Below are 19,744 nucleotides of genomic sequence, written 5' to 3'. Positions count from 1 at the left end.
GCGCCTTCACCTTCGCGGCGACGCTGTAGTGCGGCTTCTGGAGCAGTTCACGCACCACGGTGGTCTGCTGGGCGGACATGGAGACGGGGCTCGCGGGGGCCAGCACGGTGGCGGAACCCTCGATGCTGTCGTCGATGCGGACGTCGCGCAGGGACTGCATCGGGTCCGGCTGGGTGCTCAGCGCGAGCCACATGGTGGTCACCACACGGGCGTCGCACACCCTTCCGGCCTCCTCCTCGGTGCCCGTGACCAGGACCGAGGCGACACCGACCGCGAACTCGGGCAGGCGGTTGCCGCCCCAGCGCGTGCCGACGGTGATGTGTCCGGGCGTGGTGGAGGGGGGAAGCGCGGCGTCGCTCTCGAGACCGCTGCGGGCGTCGATCCGCTGGCGCACGGTCAGCCGCTCGCCCCCGGCGGAACCGCCCGCGCGGGACTGGATGCGGTCGACCGTCTCGGCCCAGTCGGCGGTGCGGCCTGTCCACTCCGGGAAGGCGCAGTACGTGGACCGTCCGTGCCGTACACAGGTCTGTTCCTTCTCCGGGCTCACGGACGCCTTGGTGCGGGCCGCGGCCAGCGAGGCCGGCACGTCCGGGGACTGCCCGGCCACGCCGACGGCCGTCGCGGCGAGGGCGAGGACGGTCACCGACGTGACCAGCCGCGTCCGGCCGCCGCTCACCAGCACGGCGGCACAGAGCAGCAGGACCACGAGGCCCGCCAGATAGAGCGCGTGCCAGGCGGCCGGACGGCCCAGCAACTCGGAGGGGAAGGGGTCGGCGCCCTCCTCCGTGACGACCGGCCCGAGCCAGCGCACCCAGTGCTTCCCGTGGGTGAGCGCGGAGACCAGGGCGCTGAGGACGAACGCGCCGACCACGAAGGGCGGGGCGACGAACCCGACCGGTATCACCCGGGCGAGCAGGACGCCCAGGACACCGGCCAGCAGGACCGTCAGCGGACCCACGACCAGTTCGGCGGGCGAGCCGTGCCCGACGGCGCCGGGCTTCAGCGCCGCCCAGGTGAACTGGAAGCCGACGACGAGGGCGGTGATCGCGACCAGGGGCAGGACGGACAGCGCGTGCGCCACCGTACGCCGCCAGTGCTCCATGGGCAGGAGGTCGAAGTGCTGGTCGGTGGACTGCCGGCGGGACCGCAGCACGGCGCGGTTGACGCAGACGAACACGGCGACGGCCAGCAGTATGGACGTCGGCTGTGCGGCCCGGTCGGCGTTCTGGAGGATCGGGAAGTCGTCCTCGCCGTCACCCCCGATGAACAGCCTCCAGCCGACATAGCCGACGTACAGCGCGAGGAAGGCCAGGATCGGGATCTGGAGCAGCAGTTCGCGTGCCTCGAAGCGGGCGAGGGCCAGGACCGCGGCCGACCGGGACTCCCGGCCCCCGGCAGGCGGCTCCACCCCCGTGGGAGCCGCCTGCGTGATCGTGTCCGTGCCGGCGCTCATGCCGCCACCTCCGCGGTCCGGGCGTCGAGAGTGAGCAAGTAGCCGTCCTCCAGGGTCGGTTCGAGGAGGTCGGCGCCCTCGGGCGGATCGCCGACGTTGCGGAAGGTTCCCGTGCCCGTGCGCCATCCGGCCCGGGCCGAGGGATCGCGCTCCGTACTGCTCCACACCCGGCCGGCGGCTCGCTCGGTCAGCTCCGCGGGGGTGCCCTCGAAGCGGATGCGGCCGGCGTCCATGACGATCACCCGGTGGCAGAGCATCGCCACGTCCTCGGTCTGGTGGGTGGAGAGCAGGACGGTGCGTCCTTCTCCCGCCTGCGCGATGATTTCCCTGAAGCGCATGCGCTGTTCGGGGTCGAGGCCGACGGTCGGTTCGTCGAGGACGAGGAAGCCGGGGTCGCCGACGAGCGCGGCGGCCAGCGCGACCCGCTGGCGCATACCGCCGGACAGCCGCTTGATGCGCTTGCCCCGCACATCGGACAGGCCGACGGCTTCCAGCACCCGGCGCACCTCGCGGTGCCGGGCGGTGCGGTCGGTCAGCTCCTTGAGGATCGCCACGTAGTCGACGAACTCGAAGGCCGAGAAGTCCTGGTGGAACCCGGGCGTCTGCGGGAGGTAGCCCAGCGCGCGCCGCACGTCCAGGCGTCCGGCGGTGGTGCCCGGGTCGTGGCCGAGGACCGTGAAGGAACCCCGGTCGGCGGGCACGGCGGTGGCGAGCACCCGCAACAGGCTGGTCTTTCCGGCGCCGTTGGGCCCGAGGAGTCCGGTGACCCCTTCTCCGAGGCGGAGCGAGACGTCGTCGAGCGCGAGCGTCCCGCCGAAGCGGAGGCTCAGGCCGGAGGCCGAGACGGTGGGAATCATGCTGCGTTCCTGTCGGTGAAGTCGGTGAACGGGAGGCGCGACGCGTCGAACCGGTCCCGTGCGAGATAGAGGAGTACGGCGGCCAGTACCGCGACGGCCCCGGAGACGCCCTGCCCGGCCGCGGTGAACGGGGCGAGCGTGGCATCGGGCTCCGTGGTCGCCCGGGCCACGGCCAGCAGGCCGACCCAGCCGCCGGCGACGAGCGAGGGGGCGAGAACGGGACCGAGCCGGGAGGTGAGCGCGAGTCCGGTCGCGGTGAGGGCGAGGGCGGGCAGCAGCCAGGCCAGGGCGTACAGCCCGTAGGCGGGGAGGGCGAGGGTCGCCAGGCCGTTGAGTCCCAGGCACACGGTCAGTACCGCGACCGTGCGGATCATCAGGAGCCGGAAGCCGTGCAGGGGCGAGACCACCGCCATCTCGTAGGTCGGGTCGACCCCCGGGCCGTAGGACACCGCGACCCCGGCGAGCGGGAGCAGTGGCGCGAGGGCCAGGAAGAGGAGGGGCGTGGCCCCGGCCCGCACCGCGTCGGCGGCGGCCACGGTCATGACCAGCAGCGCGCCGATCGCGCCCAGCCAGGAACGGCGCAGAGCGGGGGAGGCGGTCAGCAGCCGTGCCGTGTGGTCGGCGACGCCGAGCCGGACGAGCAGCCACTCGACCGGGCCCGGCCGCGGGGCGTCGAGTTCGGCGTCGAGCCGCTCCCAGCCGGCGTCCAGGGCGACCGGGTCGCTGACCGAGGCCAGCGTCTGCCGGCAGCGCGCGCACGCGGCGAGGTGGGTGTCGGCGGACCACAGGCGGGGCGCCGCCAACTCGCCCCGTACGTAGGCCCGGAGGTCCTCCTCCGGCACATGCCAGGTCGTACGGCTCTCTCCGCTCGTCTCGCTGCCGTCGTTTCCGTGACGGTCGTCGCTCATGCCAACGCCTCCCGCAACTGCTTGCGCGCACGCAGTGCCCGCGTCTTGACCGTGCCCGGCGGAATACCGAGCAGGACGGCCGCTTCCCTGGTGGTGAGTCCGTCGATCACCGTGGCCTGGAGCACCGCCCGGAGTTCGGGCGAGAGTCTGGTCAGCGCGCCCGCCAGGTCGCCGTGTTCGACGCCCGCCAGCACGCGCTCCTCCGCCGAGGCCTCGTCACGGTGCCGGAGCCGAGCCAGCGCGCTGCGGAGCCGGCCGCGCGCGCCGTCGCCGCGCATCGTGTCGACGAGGCGCCGTGAGCCGATGCGCCACAGCCAGCCGGCCGGGTCGCCCTCCTCGCGGTAGCGGGCGGTGCCGCGCCACACGGCGAGGAAGGTCTCCTGGACGACGTCGTCGACGATCCCGGCGTCGGCGCACCGGCCGCGCAGGCGCGCGGTCAACCATGGCGCGTACCGCCGGTACAGCTCTTCGAAGGCGCGACGGTCCCCGTCCGCCGCGATGGCCCGCAGCAGCTCTCCGTCGCTTCTCGTTTCCCTCACATCCCCTCATCGGACGAGCCCCGCCGATCGGTTCACGCATCGGCGGGGAATTTCCGAACGTCCTCCCCCACCCGACGGACGGCCGGCTCCGGCACCGCTCCCACCAGCGGATTCACCAGCGGAGCAGGCCCGGATCCGTCACCGGAGCAACACCGTCCGCCCGTGGGCGACTTGACCTCGGCCACCATCTTGCACCACCCTTTCACTACTCAATTAGTGAAAGGGTGGTTGTCCGAGTGGTCACGTACCGCATCGACCGGCGCAGCGGCGTCGCCACCTACGTCCAGATCGTCCAGCAGACGAAGCAGGCGCTCCGGCTCGGCCTCCTCGAACCGGGCGACAAGCTCCCCACGGCCCGCGAGGTCGTGGAAGCCACCGCGATCAATCCGAACACCGTCCTGAAGGCGTACCGCGAGCTGGAGCGCGAGGGGCTGGTCGAGGCCAGGCGCGGTCTCGGCACCTTCGTCCGCAGAACGCTCGGCACCGCCCCGGCCGACTCGCCCCTGCGCGAGGAGCTCGACGCATGGGCCCGCAGCGCCCGGGCCGCGGGCCTCGACCACGAGGACGTGGCGGCGCTGTTCGCCTCCGTACTGGACACACATTTCCCGAAGGGGGACCAGTGAGTTCCACCAGCACCACCCGATCCGCCGTCGCCGTCGAGGCGCGCGGTCTCACCGTGCGCCACGGCCGGCGCTCCGCCCCGGCCCTGGACGACTGCTCCTTCCGCCTCCCCGCCGGGCGGGTCAGCGCCCTCGTCGGCCCCAACGGCGCGGGCAAGTCGACGCTGCTGGCGACCGCGGCCGGGCTGCTGCGCCCCTCCGCCGGCACCCTCACCGTGCTCGGCGGCGAACCGGCCGAGGCGCGCGAGCGCATCGCCTACCTGGCCCAGGACAAGCCCCTGCACCCCCAGCTCACGATCGCCGAGACGCTGCGCCTGGGCGCCGAGCTCAACCCGGCCCGCTGGGACGCCCCGCACGCCGCCGCGATCGTGGAACAGGGCTCGCTGGACCCCGGGACCAAGGTCAGGAAGCTGTCGGGCGGCCAGCGGACCCGCGTGGCGCTCGCCCTCGCGCTGGGCAAGAGGCCCGATCTGATGCTGCTGGACGAACCGATGGCCGACCTGGACCCGCTGGCCCGCCACGAACTGCTGGGCACCCTGATGGCGGACGCGGCCGAACGCGGGACCACGGTGCTGATGTCCTCGCACATCGTCACCGAACTGGCCGACGCCTGCGACCACCTGCTGCTCCTGGGAGGCGGACGCGTCCGGCTCGGCGGCGGCCTGGACGACCTGCTCCTCGCGCACACCGTGGTGACCGGCCGCGGCACCCCCGCCGACCTCGCCCCGCACCTCGTCGTCGAGTCCCGCCCCGCCGGCCGCGGCCTCACCGCCCTGATACGCGACGACGGACCGGTGGACGAGCGCTGGCAGGCCGAACGCCCCTCCGTGGAGGAACTGGTCCTCGCCCACCTGCGGTCCCCGGACGTCCCCGCGCTGCTCACCCCCGGCACGACCCCGGCCCCCGAGGCGGTGGCCCGATGAGCGCCGCCGCCCCGACGGCTCCCGCACTCCGCGCCCTGCCCGCGCCGCGCGGCCTGGTCTGGACGGTCCTGCGGCTGCACCGCACCGCGCTGTGGATCTGGACCGGCTTCGTCGTGCTCACCGCCGGACTGCTGCTGTGGCTGTACGGCCCCGGCGCCGGCCACACGCAGCACCTGCTCGACACGTACGGCTACGCGGGTGTGCAGCAGGACGCCTGGAGCTCCGACATGATCGGCTCCCCGTTCTCGGGCTCCTACAACGACCTCTTCCAGGACCCCGCCTCCCTGCTGAACATCGCCTCCTTCGCCGTCGCCGTGTTCGCGGCCGGCTCGCTGACCTCACGCGAGCTGGAGAACGGCACCGCGCGCCTGGCCTGGACCCAGTCCGTCACCCCGGCCCGCTGGCTCACCGCCAAACTGGCGGTGCCCGCGCTGGTGGTCACCGTCGGCACGGGCCTGCTGGTCGTGCTGTACCGGATGCTGTGGTCCGCCCACAGCAATCTCCTGCTGGCCGGCATCGGACCGCGCGCCCTGTACTTCGCCATCGGCCCGGCCACCGTCGCCGCCCCGCTCTTCGGCCTCGCCCTCGGCGCCGTCGTCGGTCTCGCGCTGCGCCGCACCCTGCCCGCCCTCGCCGTCGCGGGCCTCGCGCAGTACGCGGTCATCGCGTTCCGCGCGAACTCCTGGCCCTTCCAGGGCCGTTACCAGCAGCCCGAACTGTCCGTGCGGAGCCGGGCGATCACCTCCACGGGCAAGGAGATCCCCGACCCGGGCTGCTACGACAGCCACGCGTGTCTCGCCCGGCACGACGTCGTCGGCTTCACCCGCCGGTACCTGCCCTCCCCCGACTACTGGCCCCGTCAGCTCCTGGAGACCGGCGTCCTGCTGGCCGCCACCGTGATCCTGGTCGCCGTCGCCTTCGGCGTCCTGAGGAAGAGGTCGACCTCATGAGCGCCCTGACCGGCCTGCGCCCGTCCGGCCCGGCCCCGTACCGCCCGTCCGGCCTGACCTGGACCGTGCTGCGCCTGCACCGCACGGCCCTGTACGTCGGGGGCGCCGTCCTGCTCACCGTGGCGGCGACCCTGGTCTGGATGCACGCCGCCGGACCCGCCACCCGTGAGTTCGTCGGCGGCTGCGACGCGAGGGAGCCGTTCGCGCTGGACTGCGCGCCCTTCCGGGAGACCACGACGTACAAGGTCCACGCCTACGCCCTCGCCCTGGCCTCCGGCTGTGTCACGTACCTGATGTACGCGGTCGCGGCCTGGGCGGGCGCCGCGCTGACCGGCCGCGAGCTGGAGAGCGGCACGGCACGGCTGGCCTGGACCCAGTCCGTCACCCCGGCGCGCTGGCTCGCCACCCGGCTCGCCGTCCCGGCGGTCCTCCTCACGGCGGGCACGACCCTGGCGTTCCTGCTCGGCAGTTGGACCCGCCGTGCCGGGGGCAGGGGCCTGTCCGGCGGCTGGTACAACACGAACGTCTTCGTCTCCTCCGGGCCGGTGGCCGTCGCGTACGCCCTCGCGGGCCTCGCCCTCGGGGCGCTCGCGGGCCTGGTCCTGCGCAGGGCCCTGCCCGCCGCCGCGGCCGCCCTCGCCGCGGCGTACGTCCTGCACGAGGTGCTGGCCGGGTTCCGGATGAGCCTGTGGCCCGCCGTGACGGCGACCGGGCAGGCTGCGTTCCAGGTCCCGTACGGCTCCCTGGTCCTCGAACACGGTGCCGTCACCGGCGGCGGCGAGCGCCTGGCCACCAACTGGTCCTGCGTCGGAACCGACGGTGCCGCCCTCGAAAGGTGCCTGGAGCGGTCGGAGATGGCCGATTTCTGGACGACGTACCAGCCGGAGTCCCATTTCTGGCCCCTCCAGCTCGTGGAGAGCGGTCTGCTGCTGGCCCTCGCGGGGCTCGCGACCGCCGCGGCCTTCGCCCTGCTGCGCAGGCGCCATCCGTAACCGGCGGCGGCACCGGTGGACGCGCACGCGACGCGGGCGGGTGTGTACACGGTTCCCGGGCGTGCGGACGCCCGGGAGCCTCCCCCAGATATCCCGCACGTCATGTCGCCGTAACCATCGATTCAGGTGACCTTGCGACGCTCGGGGAATGCAGCCCGCCGTGCCCGAGCCCTCTCCCTCGCCGGAGAACGAGTCCTCACCGTCCACGCGGAGTCAGCGTACGCCAGAAAAGCGGAACGGGATCTTCCGTATCAGCGCCCTGGCACCCGCCCTCTCCGACGCGCCGGTCTCGCCCTCGGCACGGAAGAATGGGTCCATGAACCAGCGAAGCGCCCAGGCACCCGTGCAGCACCCGCAGCCCTCCGTCGGCTCCATCGCCGCCCACCGCCCGCACACCGTCGCGGCGAACGTGTCCGATCTGGAGCCCGACCTCGACGCCGACCTCGACGCGTACGAGGACGCCTCGCAGGACGGGATCATGCTGCCGCAAGGCCGTTTCCTGGACCGCGAGCGCAGCTGGCTGGCGTTCAACGAACGTGTTCTGGAGCTCGCGGAGGACCCGAACACGCCCCTCCTGGAGCGCGCCAACTTCCTGGCGATCTTCGCCAGCAACCTGGACGAGTTCTTCATGGTCCGGGTGGCCGGACTCAAGCGCCGCATCGCCACCGGCGTGGCCACCAAGTCCGCCTCGGGCCTCCAGCCGCGCGAGGTCCTGGAGATGATCTGGGCCCGCTCCCGGGAACTCATGGCCCGGCACGCGGCCTGCTACCAGGAGGACGTCGCCCCCGCGCTCGCGGAGGAGGGCGTCCACCTGGTCCGCTGGAGCGAGCTGACCGAGAAGGAGCAGGCCCGCCTGTTCACCCTCTTCCGGCACCAGATCTTCCCGGTCCTGACCCCGCTGGCGGTCGACCCCGCGCACCCCTTCCCGTACATCTCGGGCCTGTCCCTGAACCTGGCCGTCGTCGTACGGAACCCGGTCAGCGGCCACCGGCACTTCGCTCGCGTCAAGGTCCCGCCGCTGCTCTCCCGCTTCCTGGAGGCCTCCCCGAACCGCTACGTCCCCATCGAGGACGTGATCGCGGCCCATCTGGAGGAGCTCTTCCCCGGCATGGAGGTCCTCGAGCACCACACCTTCCGACTCACCCGCAACGAGGACCTGGAGGTCGAGGAGGACGACGCCGAGAACCTCCTCCAGGCCCTGGAGAAGGAGCTCATGCGGCGCCGCTTCGGCCCGCCGGTGCGCCTGGAGGTCGAGGAGTCCATCGACCGTTACGTCCTCGACCTGCTCGTGCGCGAGCTGAAGATCTCCGAGGCGGAGGTGTACCCGCTGCCGGGTCCCCTGGACCTCACCGGCCTCTTCGGCATCGGCTCCCTCGACCGACCCGAGCTGAAGTACCCCAAGTTCATCGCGGGCACCCACCGCGACCTCGCGGAGGTCGAGTCGGCGTCGCCGCCCGACATCTTCGCCGCGCTGCGCGAGCGCGACGTCCTGCTGCACCACCCGTACGACTCCTTCTCCACCTCGGTGCAGGCCTTCCTGGAACAGGCCGCCGCCGACCCGGACGTGCTCGCCATCAAGCAGACGCTGTACCGCACCTCCGGCGACTCGCCGATCGTGGACGCGCTGATAGACGCGGCCGAGTCCGGCAAGCAGGTCCTCGTCCTGGTCGAGATCAAGGCCCGTTTCGACGAGCAGGCCAACATCAAGTGGGCCCGCAAGCTCGAAGAGGCCGGCTGCCACGTCGTGTACGGCCTCGTCGGACTGAAGACCCACTGCAAACTGTCGCTCGTGGTCCGGCAGGAGGGCGAGACCCTGCGCCGCTACTCCCACGTCGGCACCGGCAACTACCACCCGAAGACCGCCCGGCTGTACGAGGACCTGGGACTGCTCACCGCCGACCCCCAGGTCGGCGCGGACCTCTCCGACCTCTTCAACCGGCTCTCGGGCTACTCGCGCCGCGAGACCTACCGCCGTCTGCTCGTCGCCCCCAAGTCGCTGCGCGACGGCCTGGTCGCGCGGATCAACAAGGAAGTACAGCACCACAAGGCCGGGCGCCCCGCCTTCGTCCGCATCAAGGTCAACTCGATGGTGGACGAGGCGCTCATCGACGCGCTGTACCGCGCCTCCCAGGCCGGCGTGCCGGTCGACGTGTGGGTGCGCGGAATATGCGCCGTCCGCCCCGGCGTCACGGGCCTGTCCGAGAACATACGGGTCCGCTCCGTCCTCGGCCGCTTCCTGGAGCACTCCCGGATCTTCACCTTCGGCAACGGAGGCGAACCCGAGGTGTGGATCGGAAGCGCCGACATGATGCACCGCAACCTCGACCGGCGGATCGAGGCCCTGGTCAGGGTCACCGACCCGGCTCACCGCGCAGCCCTCAACCGGCTGCTGGAGACCGGCATGTCCGACACCACGGCCTCCTGGCACCTCGGCCCCGACGGCGAGTGGATCCGCCACGCGACCGACGCGGAGGGACAACCCCTGCGGAACGTCCAGGAGATGCTCATAGACGCCCGGAGGCGCCGGCGTGGCACAGCAGCACCTTGATCCCCCCACCGGCTCCGTGGCCGGGACGGCCCCCAGGGCCTCGGCCCCCCTCGACGAGGGAGGTGCCCCGATCGGTGACGCCCTCGCGGGCTATCTGCGGGCCCAGGCCACGGAGTTCCTCCGCTCACTGCGCCAGCACCGGGAGACCGGTGGCGCGGCGGGCGGCGGAGGGGAATCCGGCGACGCGGCGCGCTCCCTGCGCCGCTCCGCCCGCCGCATCAGCGGCAGCCTGCACACCTTCCGGCCGCTCCTGGACGCGGACTGGTCGGAGAGGATGCGCCCCGAACTGGCCTGGCTGTCGGGCACCCTGGCGCGCGAACACGCCTATTCCGCGCGCCTGGAACGGCTGCTCGGCGCGCTGAACCGGCTGTCGGGCACGGTGGGCCTGCCCGGCCAGGGCACGGCCGGGCCCCCCAAGCCGGGCGGTCTGACCGTCGGTGCCGCGAAAGCGGGCGCGCTCCTCGACCGCCAGCTGACGCTCGCCCGCACCCGCGCCCACTCGGCGGCCCTCCAGGCGCTCGGTTCCTCCCGCTTCCACGCCGTCGCCGACAGCGTCGCCGTGCTCGCCAGCGAGGTTCCGCTGGCCCCGGCCGCGGGCACCGCCGATCTGCGTCCGCTGGCCGCCGCGGCCCAGGACCGGCTGGCCGACGCCGTCACCGCGCTCCCGCTGGTCGTCGCGGGCCGCCCCTACAACGCGGAAGCCCTGGTGCACGGCCTCTCCGCCGACACCGCCGCCCAGCCGCAGGACACGTCCTGGCACCAGGTCAGGCTGCTGCTGCGGCTGCACCGCTACGCCGGCGAGGTGCTGTACCCGGGGGAATGCCCCGTCGACGCCCGCCTGCTCGGCGCGGGCAAGGCCCTCAACCGGCACCGGGACGCGGCGGAGGCCGCGGTGGCCGCGGCCTCCGCGGCCCGCACCCCGCGCATCGCACCGGCGACGGCGTACGCGCTCGGTGTGCTGCACGCCGACCAGCGGCACGAGGTGGAGGCGGCACGGTTCGCCTTCCAGCAGGCCTGGCAGAAGGAAGCCGTACGCACCCCCTGAGGGAGGTCCCATGGCCGACGACGACACCATCCGAGCAGCGGGCTGCGTCCTGTGGCGCCGGTCCCCGGTCGACTCCGCGCTGGAGATCTGCCTCGTCCACCGGCCCAAGTACGACGACTGGTCTCACCCCAAGGGCAAGCTGAAACGCGGCGAGGAGTCCCTGGCCGGCGCGCTGCGCGAGGTGGAGGAGGAGACGGGCTACGACGCCGCCCCCGGCGCCGTCCTCCCCACGGTCCACTACGTCGTCGGCGAGCGCCCCAAGGAGGTCCGCTACTGGGCCGCCGAGGCGGCCGAGGGCCGCTTCGTCCCGAACGACGAGGTCGACCGCGTGCTCTGGCTCTCCCCCATCGCCGCCCGCCACCGTCTCACCCAGCCCCGCGACCGCGAGCTGGTCGACGCGCTGCTGGACGCGCTGCGTCCGGCCTGACGTGTTCCCCTGGAGGGAAGGACGCTGCTCCCGGCATCCGGCGCGGCGTCCCTCCGTGCGCGGAAGCGGCCCCCAGGGAGCCGCAGGCGGCCACTCACCGTAGTGGGCGCGCCCTTCGCTGTTGCTCATGAGGAAATCGGGGCGAATGAGCCATGACGGGAACGTGGGCACCGCACATCACGTACACACCCGTTCGATTACCTGGAGTTTCCCTCCCGGACCCCTCGGCCGGGACATGTCCGTGTCCTCGACGTGAGCGTTCCGTGACCTCACCGCACCGCCGTCAGGGGTTCACCCCCCGTTCATTTACGGCCTTCGGCGCCTTCACCTGATCTGCTTAATTTCGGCCTTACGCGGTGCGAAGGACGCCTCCGGACGAACCCTTCACCTCGCTACGGACCGCAGTACACAGACATCGCACGCCGCCACCTGACGGCGGCTCCTGGAAGGAACTCCCGAAGTGAAGCTTCAGCGCATGAACCGGCGGGCCCTTACCCTCGGTGCTCTCGCCGTCTCCGGCGCCCTGGCCCTCACGGCGTGCGGTTCTGACGACACCGGCAACACCAGCGGTGGCGGCAGCTCGGCCTCGGCCAGCAACAACAGCGCCATCAAGTGTGACGACGCCAAGGGCCAGCTGCAGGCTTCCGGCTCCTCCGCGCAGAAGAACGCGATCGACGCCTGGGTCAAGGCCTTCACGGCCGCCTGCAAGGACGTCCAGATCAACTACAACCCGACCGGTTCGGGCGCCGGCGTCACCGCCTTCACCCAGGGCCAGACCGCGTTCGCCGGTTCGGACTCGGCGCTCAAGCCCGAGGACGCCGCGGCCGCCAAGAAGGCCTGCAACAACAACAACGCGATCGACCTGCCCATGGTCGGCGGCCCCATCGCGATCGGCTACAACGTCGACGGTGTCGACAACCTCGTCCTGGACGCCTCCACGACCGCCAAGATCTTCGACGGCAAGATCACGAAGTGGGACGACGAGGCCATCCAGAAGCTGAACCCCGACGCGAAGCTCCCGAGCACCAAGATCCAGGCCTTCCACCGCTCGGACGAGTCCGGCACCACGGACAACTTCACCAAGTACCTGAAGGCCGTCGCCCCGGCCGACTGGAAGTACTCCGGCGGCAAGGCCTGGCAGGCGAAGGGCGGCCAGTCCGCCCAGGGCTCCTCCGGTCTCGCCCAGCAGGTGAACCAGACCCCCGGCGCGATCTCGTACTTCGAGCTCTCCTACGCCACCGGCGACGTCAAGGCCGCCTCCCTCAAGACGGACGCCGCCACCCCGGCCGCCGCCACCGTCGAGAACGCCACCAAGGCCATCGCCGCCGCCAAGGTCGTCGGCACCGGCAACGACCTGGCGCTCGAGCTGAACTACAAGCCGACCGCCGAGGGTGCCTACCCGCTCACGCTGGTCACCTACGAGATCCTCTGCGAGAAGGGCAACAAGGCCGACACCCTGGCCGCGACGAAGGCCTTCCTCACCTACACCGCGAGCGAGGACGGCCAGAAGCAGCTCACCGCCGCCCAGTACGCGCCGATCCCCGCCGAGATCATCACCAAGGTTCGTTCCACCGTCGCGAACCTGAGCTGACCCGAGTGTGCGGCCCGCCTCGCCGAGGCGGGCCGCACCGTCCGGTGCACCGCCGCCTGGAGCCGCCACTCGATCCGGCTCCGCAGACCGGAGACTCATGATGGACATATCGACTCAAAGCACTGAAGCACCTCCTCCCGCCCCACGATCCTCGGGCGCCACGCGCAAGAGCGCCGCCCGCGGTGCCACCCGACCCGGAGACCGCGTCTTCCTCGCGCTCTCCCGCGGTTCCGGCATCCTCCTCCTGGTGATCATGGCCGCCATCGCGGTCTTCCTCACCTACCGCGCCGCCCTCGCGCTCAGCAAGAACGAGGGCAACTTCCTCACCACCTTCGAGTGGAACACCGGCCTCACGCCGCCGGTCTTCGGCATCGCGGTGCTGGCCTTCGGCACGGTGGTCTCCGCGATCATCGCCATGGCCCTCGCGGTCCCGGTCGCGGTCGGCATCGCCCTGTTCATCACGCACTACGCACCGCGCAAGCTCGGCGGACCCATCGCGTACGTGATCGACCTGCTCGCCGCCGTCCCCTCCATCGTGTACGGCCTCTGGGGCGCCATCGTCCTCGTGCCGCACATGAACGGGCTGTTCGGCTGGCTCGACACCTACCTCGGCTGGACCGGCATCTTCAGCTGGCAGGACGGAGCACCCCGCTCCATGCTCACCGTCGGCATCCTGCTCGCGATCATGATCCTCCCGATCATCACCAACGTGAGCCGTGAGGTCTTCCGCCAGGCGCCGCAGATGCACCAGGAAGCCGCACTGGCCCTCGGCGCCACGCGCTGGGAGGTCATCCGCATGTCGGTGCTGCCCTTCGGCCGCTCCGGCGTGATCTCCGCCTCGATGCTCGGCCTCGGCCGCGCGCTCGGCGAGACGATGGCCGTCGCCACCGTGCTCTCCCCGAGCTTCGACATCCAGGCCAGCCTGCTCGATCCCGGCGGCGGCACCTTCGCGCAGAACATCGCGGCCAAGTTCAACGAGGCCACCGTGTTCGGCCAGGACGCCCTGATCGCCTCGGGCCTCGTCCTGTTCGTGATCACCCTGCTGGTCAACGGCGCGGCCCGTCTGATCATCAACCGCCGCAAGGAGTACTCGGGGGCCAACGCATGAGCAACGCACCCGTCACCCGCAAGCACGCCAGCACGCTGCGCGGCGGCAGCCTCCCCAAGTGGTCCCCGTGGGCGATCGCGGCGGGATCCCTCGCGGTCGGAGCGGGCGTCAGCCTGGCCGCCGGCCTGGACAGCAAGGTCCAGTGGGGCCTGATCGCCGCGATCCTCTTCGTCCTCGGCACGTACGTGATCGCCGCGCGCGTCGAGGGCCGCCGCCAGGCCAAGGACCGCGTCGCCACCAGCATGGTCTGGGTCTGCTTCATCGTCGCCGTCGTCCCGCTGGTCTCCCTGATCTGGGAGACCGTCGAGCGCGGCGTGAAGGTCTTCGACGCCTACTTCCTGAGCCACTCCATGGGCGTGGTCGCCGACGCCGAGACCGGCGGCGGCATCTACCACGCGATCATCGGCACCCTGGAGCAGGTGGGCATCGCCTCGCTCATCGCCGTGCCGATCGGTGTGCTGACCGCGATCTACCTCGTCGAGTACGGCCGCGGCAAGCTCGCCAAGGCCGTCACCTTCTTCGTCGACGTCATGACGGGCATCCCGTCGATCGTCGCCGGCCTGTTCGTCCTCAGCTTCTGGATCCTGATCCTGGACATGGGCTACTCCGGCTTCGCCGGCGCGATGGCCCTGTCGATCCTGATGATGCCCGTGGTGGTCCGCTCCACCGAGGAGATGCTCAAGCTCGTCCCGAACGAGCTGCGCGAGGCCTCCCTCGCCCTCGGCGTCCCGAAGTGGCGCACCATCCTCAAGGTGGTCCTGCCGACGTCCATCGGCGGCATCACCACGGGCGTGATGCTCGCCGTCGCGCGCATCACCGGTGAGACCGCTCCGGTGCTGCTGCTGGTGTGGGGCACGGGCTTCATCAACAACAACCCGTTCGACGGTCCGCAGGCCTCGCTGCCGCTGTACATCTACCAGCAGTACGCGGCGGGAACCCCGGCCTCCGTCGACAGGGCCTGGGCGGCCGCGCTCGCCCTCATCCTGTTCGTGATGATCCTCAACATGGGAGCCCGCGCCATCGCGCGCTGGAAGGCACCCAAGGCGGGCCGCTGACGCGGCCGATCAGCGACCCGATCCTTTCGAAAGAAGCAGTGACTGACATGGCCAAGCGAATCGACGTGAGCGGTCTGACCGCCTACTACGGATCCCACAAGGCGATCGAAGACATCTCCATGACGGTGGAGCCCCGCTCCGTGACGGCCTTCATCGGCCCGTCCGGCTGCGGCAAGTCGACCTTCCTGCGCACCCTGAACCGCATGCACGAGGTCACCCCCGGCGGACGTGTCGAGGGCAAGGTGCTGCTCGACGACGAGGACCTGTACGGGAACGGCATAGACCCCGTCGCCGTGCGCCGGACCATCGGCATGGTCTTCCAGCGCCCCAACCCCTTCCCCACCATGTCGATCTTCGACAACGTGGCGGCGGGCCTGAAGCTGAACGGCAACTACAAGAAGTCCGAGCTCGGCGACATCGTGGAGCGGTCCCTCAAGGGCGCGAACCTCTGGAACGAGGTCAAGGACCGGCTGAACAAGCCCGGCTCCGGACTGTCCGGCGGTCAGCAGCAGCGTCTGTGCATCGCGCGGGCGATCGCGGTGGAGCCGCAGGTCCTCCTCATGGACGAGCCCTGCTCGGCCCTGGACCCGATCTCCACCCTCGCCATCGAGGACCTGATCGGTGAGCTGAAGGAGCGCTTCACGATCGTCATCGTGACGCACAACATGCAGCAGGCCGCCCGCGTCTCCGACCGCACCGCGTTCTTCAACCTCTCCGCAGTGGGCCAGCCCGGCCGCCTCATCGAGATCGACGACACGGAGCGCATCTTCTCCAACCCGTCCGTCCAGGCCACGGAGGACTACATCTCCGGCCGCTTCGGCTGACCGGACCGCCTCCCGAATCCCCTCGCGGTGCTGCATGGCGGTGCCACCGCGAGGACGAGAAGGGCCCGCCCCTGGCTCCCGGGGGCGGGCCCGTTCGTCTTTTGCGACGCTTCTCCACCGGCCGAGACGGGTGGGTGGGGGAAACCGGGGGTCCGGGGGCGGAGCCCTCGGCCGCCGTCATGTCACCTGGGCCATGTCACCTGGGCGGAAAGACGAAGGGGGCCGGCCCCGAAGGACCGGCCCCACGCACCGCCGGACACCGGCAGCGTCGTACTCGCACTCCTACAGGAACGCCAGGTTCACGACCCAGAACGAGACCGCGGCCACGATCGCGGCCGCCGGCATGGTGATGAACCAGCCGAGGACGATGTTCTTGGCGACGCCCCACCGCACGGCGTTCACCCGCTTCGTCGCACCGACACCCATGATCGCCGAGGTGATGACGTGGGTCGTGGAGATCGGCGCCTTGAAGATGTAGGCCGTGGCGAACATGATCGACGCACCGGTCGTCTCCGCCGCGAAGCCCTGCGGCGGATCGAGCTCGATGATCTTCCGCCCGAGCGTCCGCATGATGCGCCAGCCACCCGCGTACGTCCCCAGCGACAGCATCGTCGCGCAGACGATCTTCACCCAGACCGGGATCGGGTCGTTCGCTCCCTGCTCGCCGGCGATGACCAGCGCCATCACCACGATGCCCATCGTCTTCTGGGCGTCCTGAAGACCGTGCCCGAGCGCCATGCCGGCCGCGGACACCGTCTGCGCGATACGGAAACCGCGCTTGGTCTTGTGCGGGTTGGACCGCCGGAACAGCCACATGATCACGGCCATCACGAGATAGCCGACGAGCAGACCGACGAGCGGCGACAGGAACATCGGGATGATGACCTTGTCGAGGACGCCGCTCCAGTAGACCGTCGTGCCACCGGCCAGGGCCGCGCCGACCATGCCGCCGAACAGGGCGTGCGAGGACGAGGACGGCAGACCGAAGTACCAGGTGATCAGGTTCCAGGTGATCGCGCCGACGAGCGCGGCGAAGAGGATGCCCATCCCCTTCGAGCCCTCGGGCGTCTGGATCAGCCCCTCACTGACGGTCTTGGCGACCCCGCTGCCGAGGAACGCGCCGGCGAGGTTCATCACCGCGGCCATGGCGAGCGCGGCCCGCGGCGTCAGGGCGCGCGTGGACACGGAGGTGGCGATGGCGTTCGCCGAGTCGTGGAAGCCGTTCGTGTACGTGAAACCGAGCGCGACCCCGATGGTCACGATCAAAGCGAAGGTGTCCATGAACGGGTCAGGACTCCTTGACGGCGATGGTCTCCACCGTGTTCGCCACGTGCTCGAACGCGTCGGCCGCTTCTTCCAGCACGTCCACGATCTGCTTCAGCTTCAGCACCTCGATGGCGTCGTACTTGCCGTTGAAGAGATGGGCCAGCAGCTTGCGGTGGATCTGGTCGGCCTGGTTCTCCAGACGGTTGACCTCGATCCAGTACTCCGTGAGGTTGTCCATGGTCCGCAGGTTGGGCATGGCCTCGGCGGTCAGCTCCGCGGCCCGCGACAGGACCTCGATCTGCTGCTCGACGCCCTTGGGGAGTTCCTCGACGTTGTAGAGGACGACCAGGTCGACGGCCTCCTCCATGAAGTCCATGATGTCGTCGAGGGACGAGGCGAGGCTGTAGATGTCCTCGCGGTCGAAGGGCGTGATGAAGGAGGAGTTCAGCTGGTGGAAGATCGCGTGCGTCGCGTCGTCACCAGCGTGTTCCGCGGCCCGCATGCGCTCTGCGATCTCGGCCCGAGCGGAAGCGTCCGCCCCGAGCAGTTCCATCAGGAGCTTCGAGCCCGTGACGATGTTGTCCGCGGATGCGGAGAACATGTCGTAGAAGCTCGTCTCCCTGGGGGTCAGACGAAAGCGCACGTTGAGGTCCTCGGGGTGCTTCGGTTCGGTCAGGCTGATGCTAGGCGCATCATCCGGCCACGGCTAACGGGCCGCCACCCAGTGTCGCCCATCGAGCACGGTGATCGGCACGGGGTCCGGCACCGGCGCCGGGCAAGAATTCCCTACCCCGCAAAGTTCGGTACGATATACCCACCAGGGGTATATGTAAGTGGCGTTTCAGACAGGATCGCCGATCGGATCCAGCAGGAGGACGCGATGACGACCACCGAGGCCGGCGCGGCGACGCCCTCCGGCGACACGCAGGAGATCGTGACCGACCACGACCGCGGCATCCACGGCTACCACCAGCAGAAGGCCGAGCACCTGAAGCGGCTGCGCCGCATCGAGGGGCAGATCCGCGGCCTGCAACGCATGGTCGACGAGGACGTCTACTGCATCGACATACTCACCCAGGTGTCCGCCTCCACCAAGGCCCTCCAGTCCTTCGCCCTCCAGCTCCTGGAGGAACACCTGCGCCACTGCGTGGCGGACGCGGCCCTCAAGGGCGGCGACGAGATCGACGCGAAGGTCGAGGAAGCGACGAAGGCGATCGGCCGCCTGCTGCGCACCTGAGCGGCCCGCCGGTCACGGAAGACCGGCGGAACCACGCGAAACATGAGAGATACGACGCATGTGACATCCGCGACGCGCGTGCCCCGGCCACCGGGACGGGGCCGGAAAGGACTAGTCCTCCACGCCCCGCCGCTCAGGTGCGCGTTCTTCGGCCACTTTCAGCACCGCGTCGATGCTCTCCAGGCTGAGGCGGTCCTCATGGGCTGCCGAGGCCGCGATGATCAGCTCGCCGCACAGGTCGATCTCGGCGAGGGCCACGTGGTCCTGAACTGCCGTACCGCCGAGCGGAGCCACGCGCATCACCTCTTCCTGCCGTCACCGACTTCCTAGGGTAGGGAGCGGCCTACGCACCGCGCATGGCACGGAAGGGCCATTTCCAGCCCTCCTCCGAAGCTACGGCTCCGGATGCTCTTGCCATCCCCCCGGAAGCCACTACTCCGCGATCTTCCCCGCGTAGATGTCCGAGGACTCCGGCAGCCGTACGACGGCGGGAGCGCCGAAGTCGTACAGCAGGAGCGTCGAGGCGACGGCGACGGTGCCCTTCCGCTGTCCGTTGACGAAGCTGAACCGGTACCGGACCTTGCGCAGCCGCCCCTGGTCGTCGAGGTAGGCGTCGAAGGGCACCTCGGCGGTGGCGAACCCCTTCGCCGCCGCCGTCAGCGCCGGCCGCTGCCCCGCCGAGGCGCCCCGCGCGGCGGCCCCCAGATCAGCGGTCCCGCGGTAGTGCCGGACCGGGATCCCGGCGACCTCGGTCCTGCCCACATAGGTCACCGACCGCGCGCCGCGCAGCAGTTCGGCCGCGGCGTACGGATCGGTGGCGCCGCCCGTGACCAGGTTGCCGTCCGTGAGCCCGGCCGTCGCCACCCGCACCCATTTGTCGGCGGGCACCCCTGCCCCCCGGTTCTTCATGAACAGGGCACCCGGAGCGAGCAGTTCGGTGATCGGACGGTGCTCGGCCGCGCCGGCCGGATCCTGCGGCAGCACCACCTTCAGCCGCCCCATCTGCTTCCTGAAGTCGTACGCGCCCTGCCCGCGGATGGTGACCCGGGTCCCGCCGGTGGCCATCTCCATCGACGTACTGGCCTTCGCGCTGCCGGCGCGCTCCAGCGCGGACACCGCCTCGCGCAACGTCCCGACGGCGCCGGTCCCGGTGCGGGCGTCCTGCGCGGCCGCACCGCCGCCCGAGCACCCGGTACCACAGACCATGAGCCCCGCCGCGACGAACGCGACCAGGACCGCCGCCCGTTCCTGCTGCTGCGCCACCATCGTCCACCGACCCCCCGCCGGTCCGTCCCGGGCCTTCCCGTCGCTCCGCTTAACGACAGGTGGGGACGCCCGTCACGCGACAGGAATCCGTTCGCCTGGCTTGGGTAACGTTGTGGGTGTGGAGCACCTGGACGA

Annotated in this window: 20 protein-coding genes; 12 read left to right on the top strand and 8 right to left on the bottom strand. The window is 71.1% G+C overall.

Annotated features, from left to right (window positions below; genetic code table 11):
* The 4 genes from CW362_RS38450 to CW362_RS38435 form a co-directional block, all read right to left on the bottom strand.
* Positions 1–1,453: ABC transporter permease (locus CW362_RS38450; protein ID WP_103554233.1), on the bottom strand; the 1,453-nt coding region annotated here is incomplete at its 3' end.
* A complete protein-coding gene (locus tag CW362_RS38445) occupies positions 1,450–2,310 on the bottom strand; it encodes an ABC transporter ATP-binding protein (RefSeq protein WP_103554232.1) in 861 nt (286 codons plus the stop codon). The genes CW362_RS38450 and CW362_RS38445, both read right to left, overlap by 4 nt.
* Positions 2,307–3,218, bottom strand: a complete 912-nt coding sequence (locus tag CW362_RS38440) for a cupin domain-containing protein (protein ID WP_103554231.1) — start codon at positions 3,216–3,218, stop codon at positions 2,307–2,309. The genes CW362_RS38445 and CW362_RS38440 overlap by 4 nt, the downstream gene beginning before the upstream one ends.
* Complete coding sequence (locus CW362_RS38435) at positions 3,215–3,757, bottom strand: RNA polymerase sigma factor (protein ID WP_103554230.1); 543 nt, start codon at positions 3,755–3,757, stop codon at positions 3,215–3,217. The genes CW362_RS38440 and CW362_RS38435 overlap by 4 nt, the downstream gene beginning before the upstream one ends.
* Before the next feature lie 236 nt (positions 3,758–3,993).
* Here CW362_RS38435 and CW362_RS38430 point away from each other — a divergent pair, with 236 nt between their 5' ends.
* The 11 genes from CW362_RS38430 (at position 3,994) to pstB (ending at position 15,840) form a co-directional block, all read left to right on the top strand.
* Positions 3,994–4,380: a GntR family transcriptional regulator gene (locus tag CW362_RS38430; RefSeq protein WP_103554229.1), complete on the top strand. Its 387-nt coding sequence runs from the start codon at positions 3,994–3,996 to the stop codon at positions 4,378–4,380.
* The gene (locus CW362_RS38425) at positions 4,377–5,300 is read left to right on the top strand and encodes an ABC transporter ATP-binding protein (protein WP_240658267.1); all 924 of its coding nucleotides are present in this window, start codon (positions 4,377–4,379) and stop codon (positions 5,298–5,300) included. Before CW362_RS38430 ends, CW362_RS38425 begins: the two co-directional genes overlap by 4 nt.
* The gene (locus tag CW362_RS38420; protein WP_103554227.1) at positions 5,297–6,250 is read left to right on the top strand and encodes a hypothetical protein; all 954 of its coding nucleotides are present in this window, start codon (positions 5,297–5,299) and stop codon (positions 6,248–6,250) included. The genes CW362_RS38425 and CW362_RS38420 overlap by 4 nt, the downstream gene beginning before the upstream one ends.
* Complete coding sequence (locus CW362_RS38415) at positions 6,247–7,242, top strand: hypothetical protein (RefSeq protein WP_103554226.1); 996 nt, start codon at positions 6,247–6,249, stop codon at positions 7,240–7,242. Before CW362_RS38420 ends, CW362_RS38415 begins: the two co-directional genes overlap by 4 nt.
* A 316-nt stretch (positions 7,243–7,558) precedes the next feature.
* Positions 7,559–9,790, top strand: a complete 2,232-nt coding sequence (locus tag CW362_RS38410) for an RNA degradosome polyphosphate kinase (RefSeq protein WP_103554225.1) — start codon at positions 7,559–7,561, stop codon at positions 9,788–9,790.
* On the top strand, positions 9,771–10,835 hold the full coding sequence (locus CW362_RS38405; RefSeq protein ID WP_103554224.1) for a CHAD domain-containing protein: 1,065 nt from the start codon (positions 9,771–9,773) through the stop codon (positions 10,833–10,835). Before CW362_RS38410 ends, CW362_RS38405 begins: the two co-directional genes overlap by 20 nt.
* A gap of 10 nt (positions 10,836–10,845) precedes the next feature.
* The gene (locus tag CW362_RS38400) at positions 10,846–11,262 is read left to right on the top strand and encodes an NUDIX hydrolase (protein ID WP_103554223.1); all 417 of its coding nucleotides are present in this window, start codon (positions 10,846–10,848) and stop codon (positions 11,260–11,262) included.
* A 460-nt stretch (positions 11,263–11,722) separates the two neighbouring features.
* On the top strand, positions 11,723–12,853 hold the full coding sequence (pstS, locus tag CW362_RS38395; RefSeq protein ID WP_206301202.1) for a phosphate ABC transporter substrate-binding protein PstS: 1,131 nt from the start codon (positions 11,723–11,725) through the stop codon (positions 12,851–12,853).
* A 100-nt stretch (positions 12,854–12,953) separates the two neighbouring features.
* Positions 12,954–13,961, top strand: a complete 1,008-nt coding sequence (gene pstC / locus CW362_RS38390; protein WP_103554222.1) for a phosphate ABC transporter permease subunit PstC — start codon at positions 12,954–12,956, stop codon at positions 13,959–13,961.
* A complete protein-coding gene (gene pstA, locus CW362_RS38385) occupies positions 13,958–15,016 on the top strand; it encodes a phosphate ABC transporter permease PstA (protein ID WP_103554221.1) in 1,059 nt (352 codons plus the stop codon). The genes pstC and pstA overlap by 4 nt, the downstream gene beginning before the upstream one ends.
* 47 nt (positions 15,017–15,063) lie before the next feature.
* Positions 15,064–15,840: a phosphate ABC transporter ATP-binding protein PstB gene (gene pstB, locus CW362_RS38380; RefSeq protein ID WP_103554220.1), complete on the top strand. Its 777-nt coding sequence runs from the start codon at positions 15,064–15,066 to the stop codon at positions 15,838–15,840.
* Positions 15,841–16,122: 282 nt separating this feature from the next.
* Here the strand turns inward: pstB and CW362_RS38375 are convergent, their stop codons facing one another.
* Both CW362_RS38375 and CW362_RS38370 read right to left on the bottom strand, forming a co-directional pair.
* Positions 16,123–17,121 carry an inorganic phosphate transporter gene (locus CW362_RS38375; protein ID WP_103554219.1) on the bottom strand — a complete coding sequence of 333 codons (999 nt, stop codon included), beginning with the start codon at positions 17,119–17,121 and terminating at the stop codon, positions 16,123–16,125.
* Positions 17,122–17,128: 7 nt separating this feature from the next.
* The gene (locus CW362_RS38370) at positions 17,129–17,749 is read right to left on the bottom strand and encodes a DUF47 domain-containing protein (RefSeq protein WP_103554218.1); all 621 of its coding nucleotides are present in this window, start codon (positions 17,747–17,749) and stop codon (positions 17,129–17,131) included.
* 237 nt (positions 17,750–17,986) lie between these two features.
* Between CW362_RS38370 and CW362_RS38365 the strand changes: the two genes are divergently transcribed.
* On the top strand, positions 17,987–18,343 hold the full coding sequence (locus tag CW362_RS38365; protein WP_103554217.1) for a metal-sensitive transcriptional regulator: 357 nt from the start codon (positions 17,987–17,989) through the stop codon (positions 18,341–18,343).
* A gap of 111 nt (positions 18,344–18,454) precedes the next feature.
* On the opposite strand, the gene CW362_RS38360 is transcribed toward CW362_RS38365, so the two are convergent.
* Both CW362_RS38360 and CW362_RS38355 read right to left on the bottom strand, forming a co-directional pair.
* Positions 18,455–18,643, bottom strand: a complete 189-nt coding sequence (locus CW362_RS38360; protein WP_103554216.1) for a hypothetical protein — start codon at positions 18,641–18,643, stop codon at positions 18,455–18,457.
* A gap of 132 nt (positions 18,644–18,775) precedes the next feature.
* Positions 18,776–19,606, bottom strand: a complete 831-nt coding sequence (locus CW362_RS38355) for an SCO4651 family lipoprotein (protein ID WP_476756088.1) — start codon at positions 19,604–19,606, stop codon at positions 18,776–18,778.
* Positions 19,607–19,744 lie beyond the last annotated feature (138 nt).

Source organism: Streptomyces populi, assembly GCF_002911015.1.
Taxonomy (GTDB): domain Bacteria; phylum Actinomycetota; class Actinomycetes; order Streptomycetales; family Streptomycetaceae; genus Streptomyces; species Streptomyces populi.
This window is presented reverse-complemented; position numbering and strand designations above follow the sequence as displayed.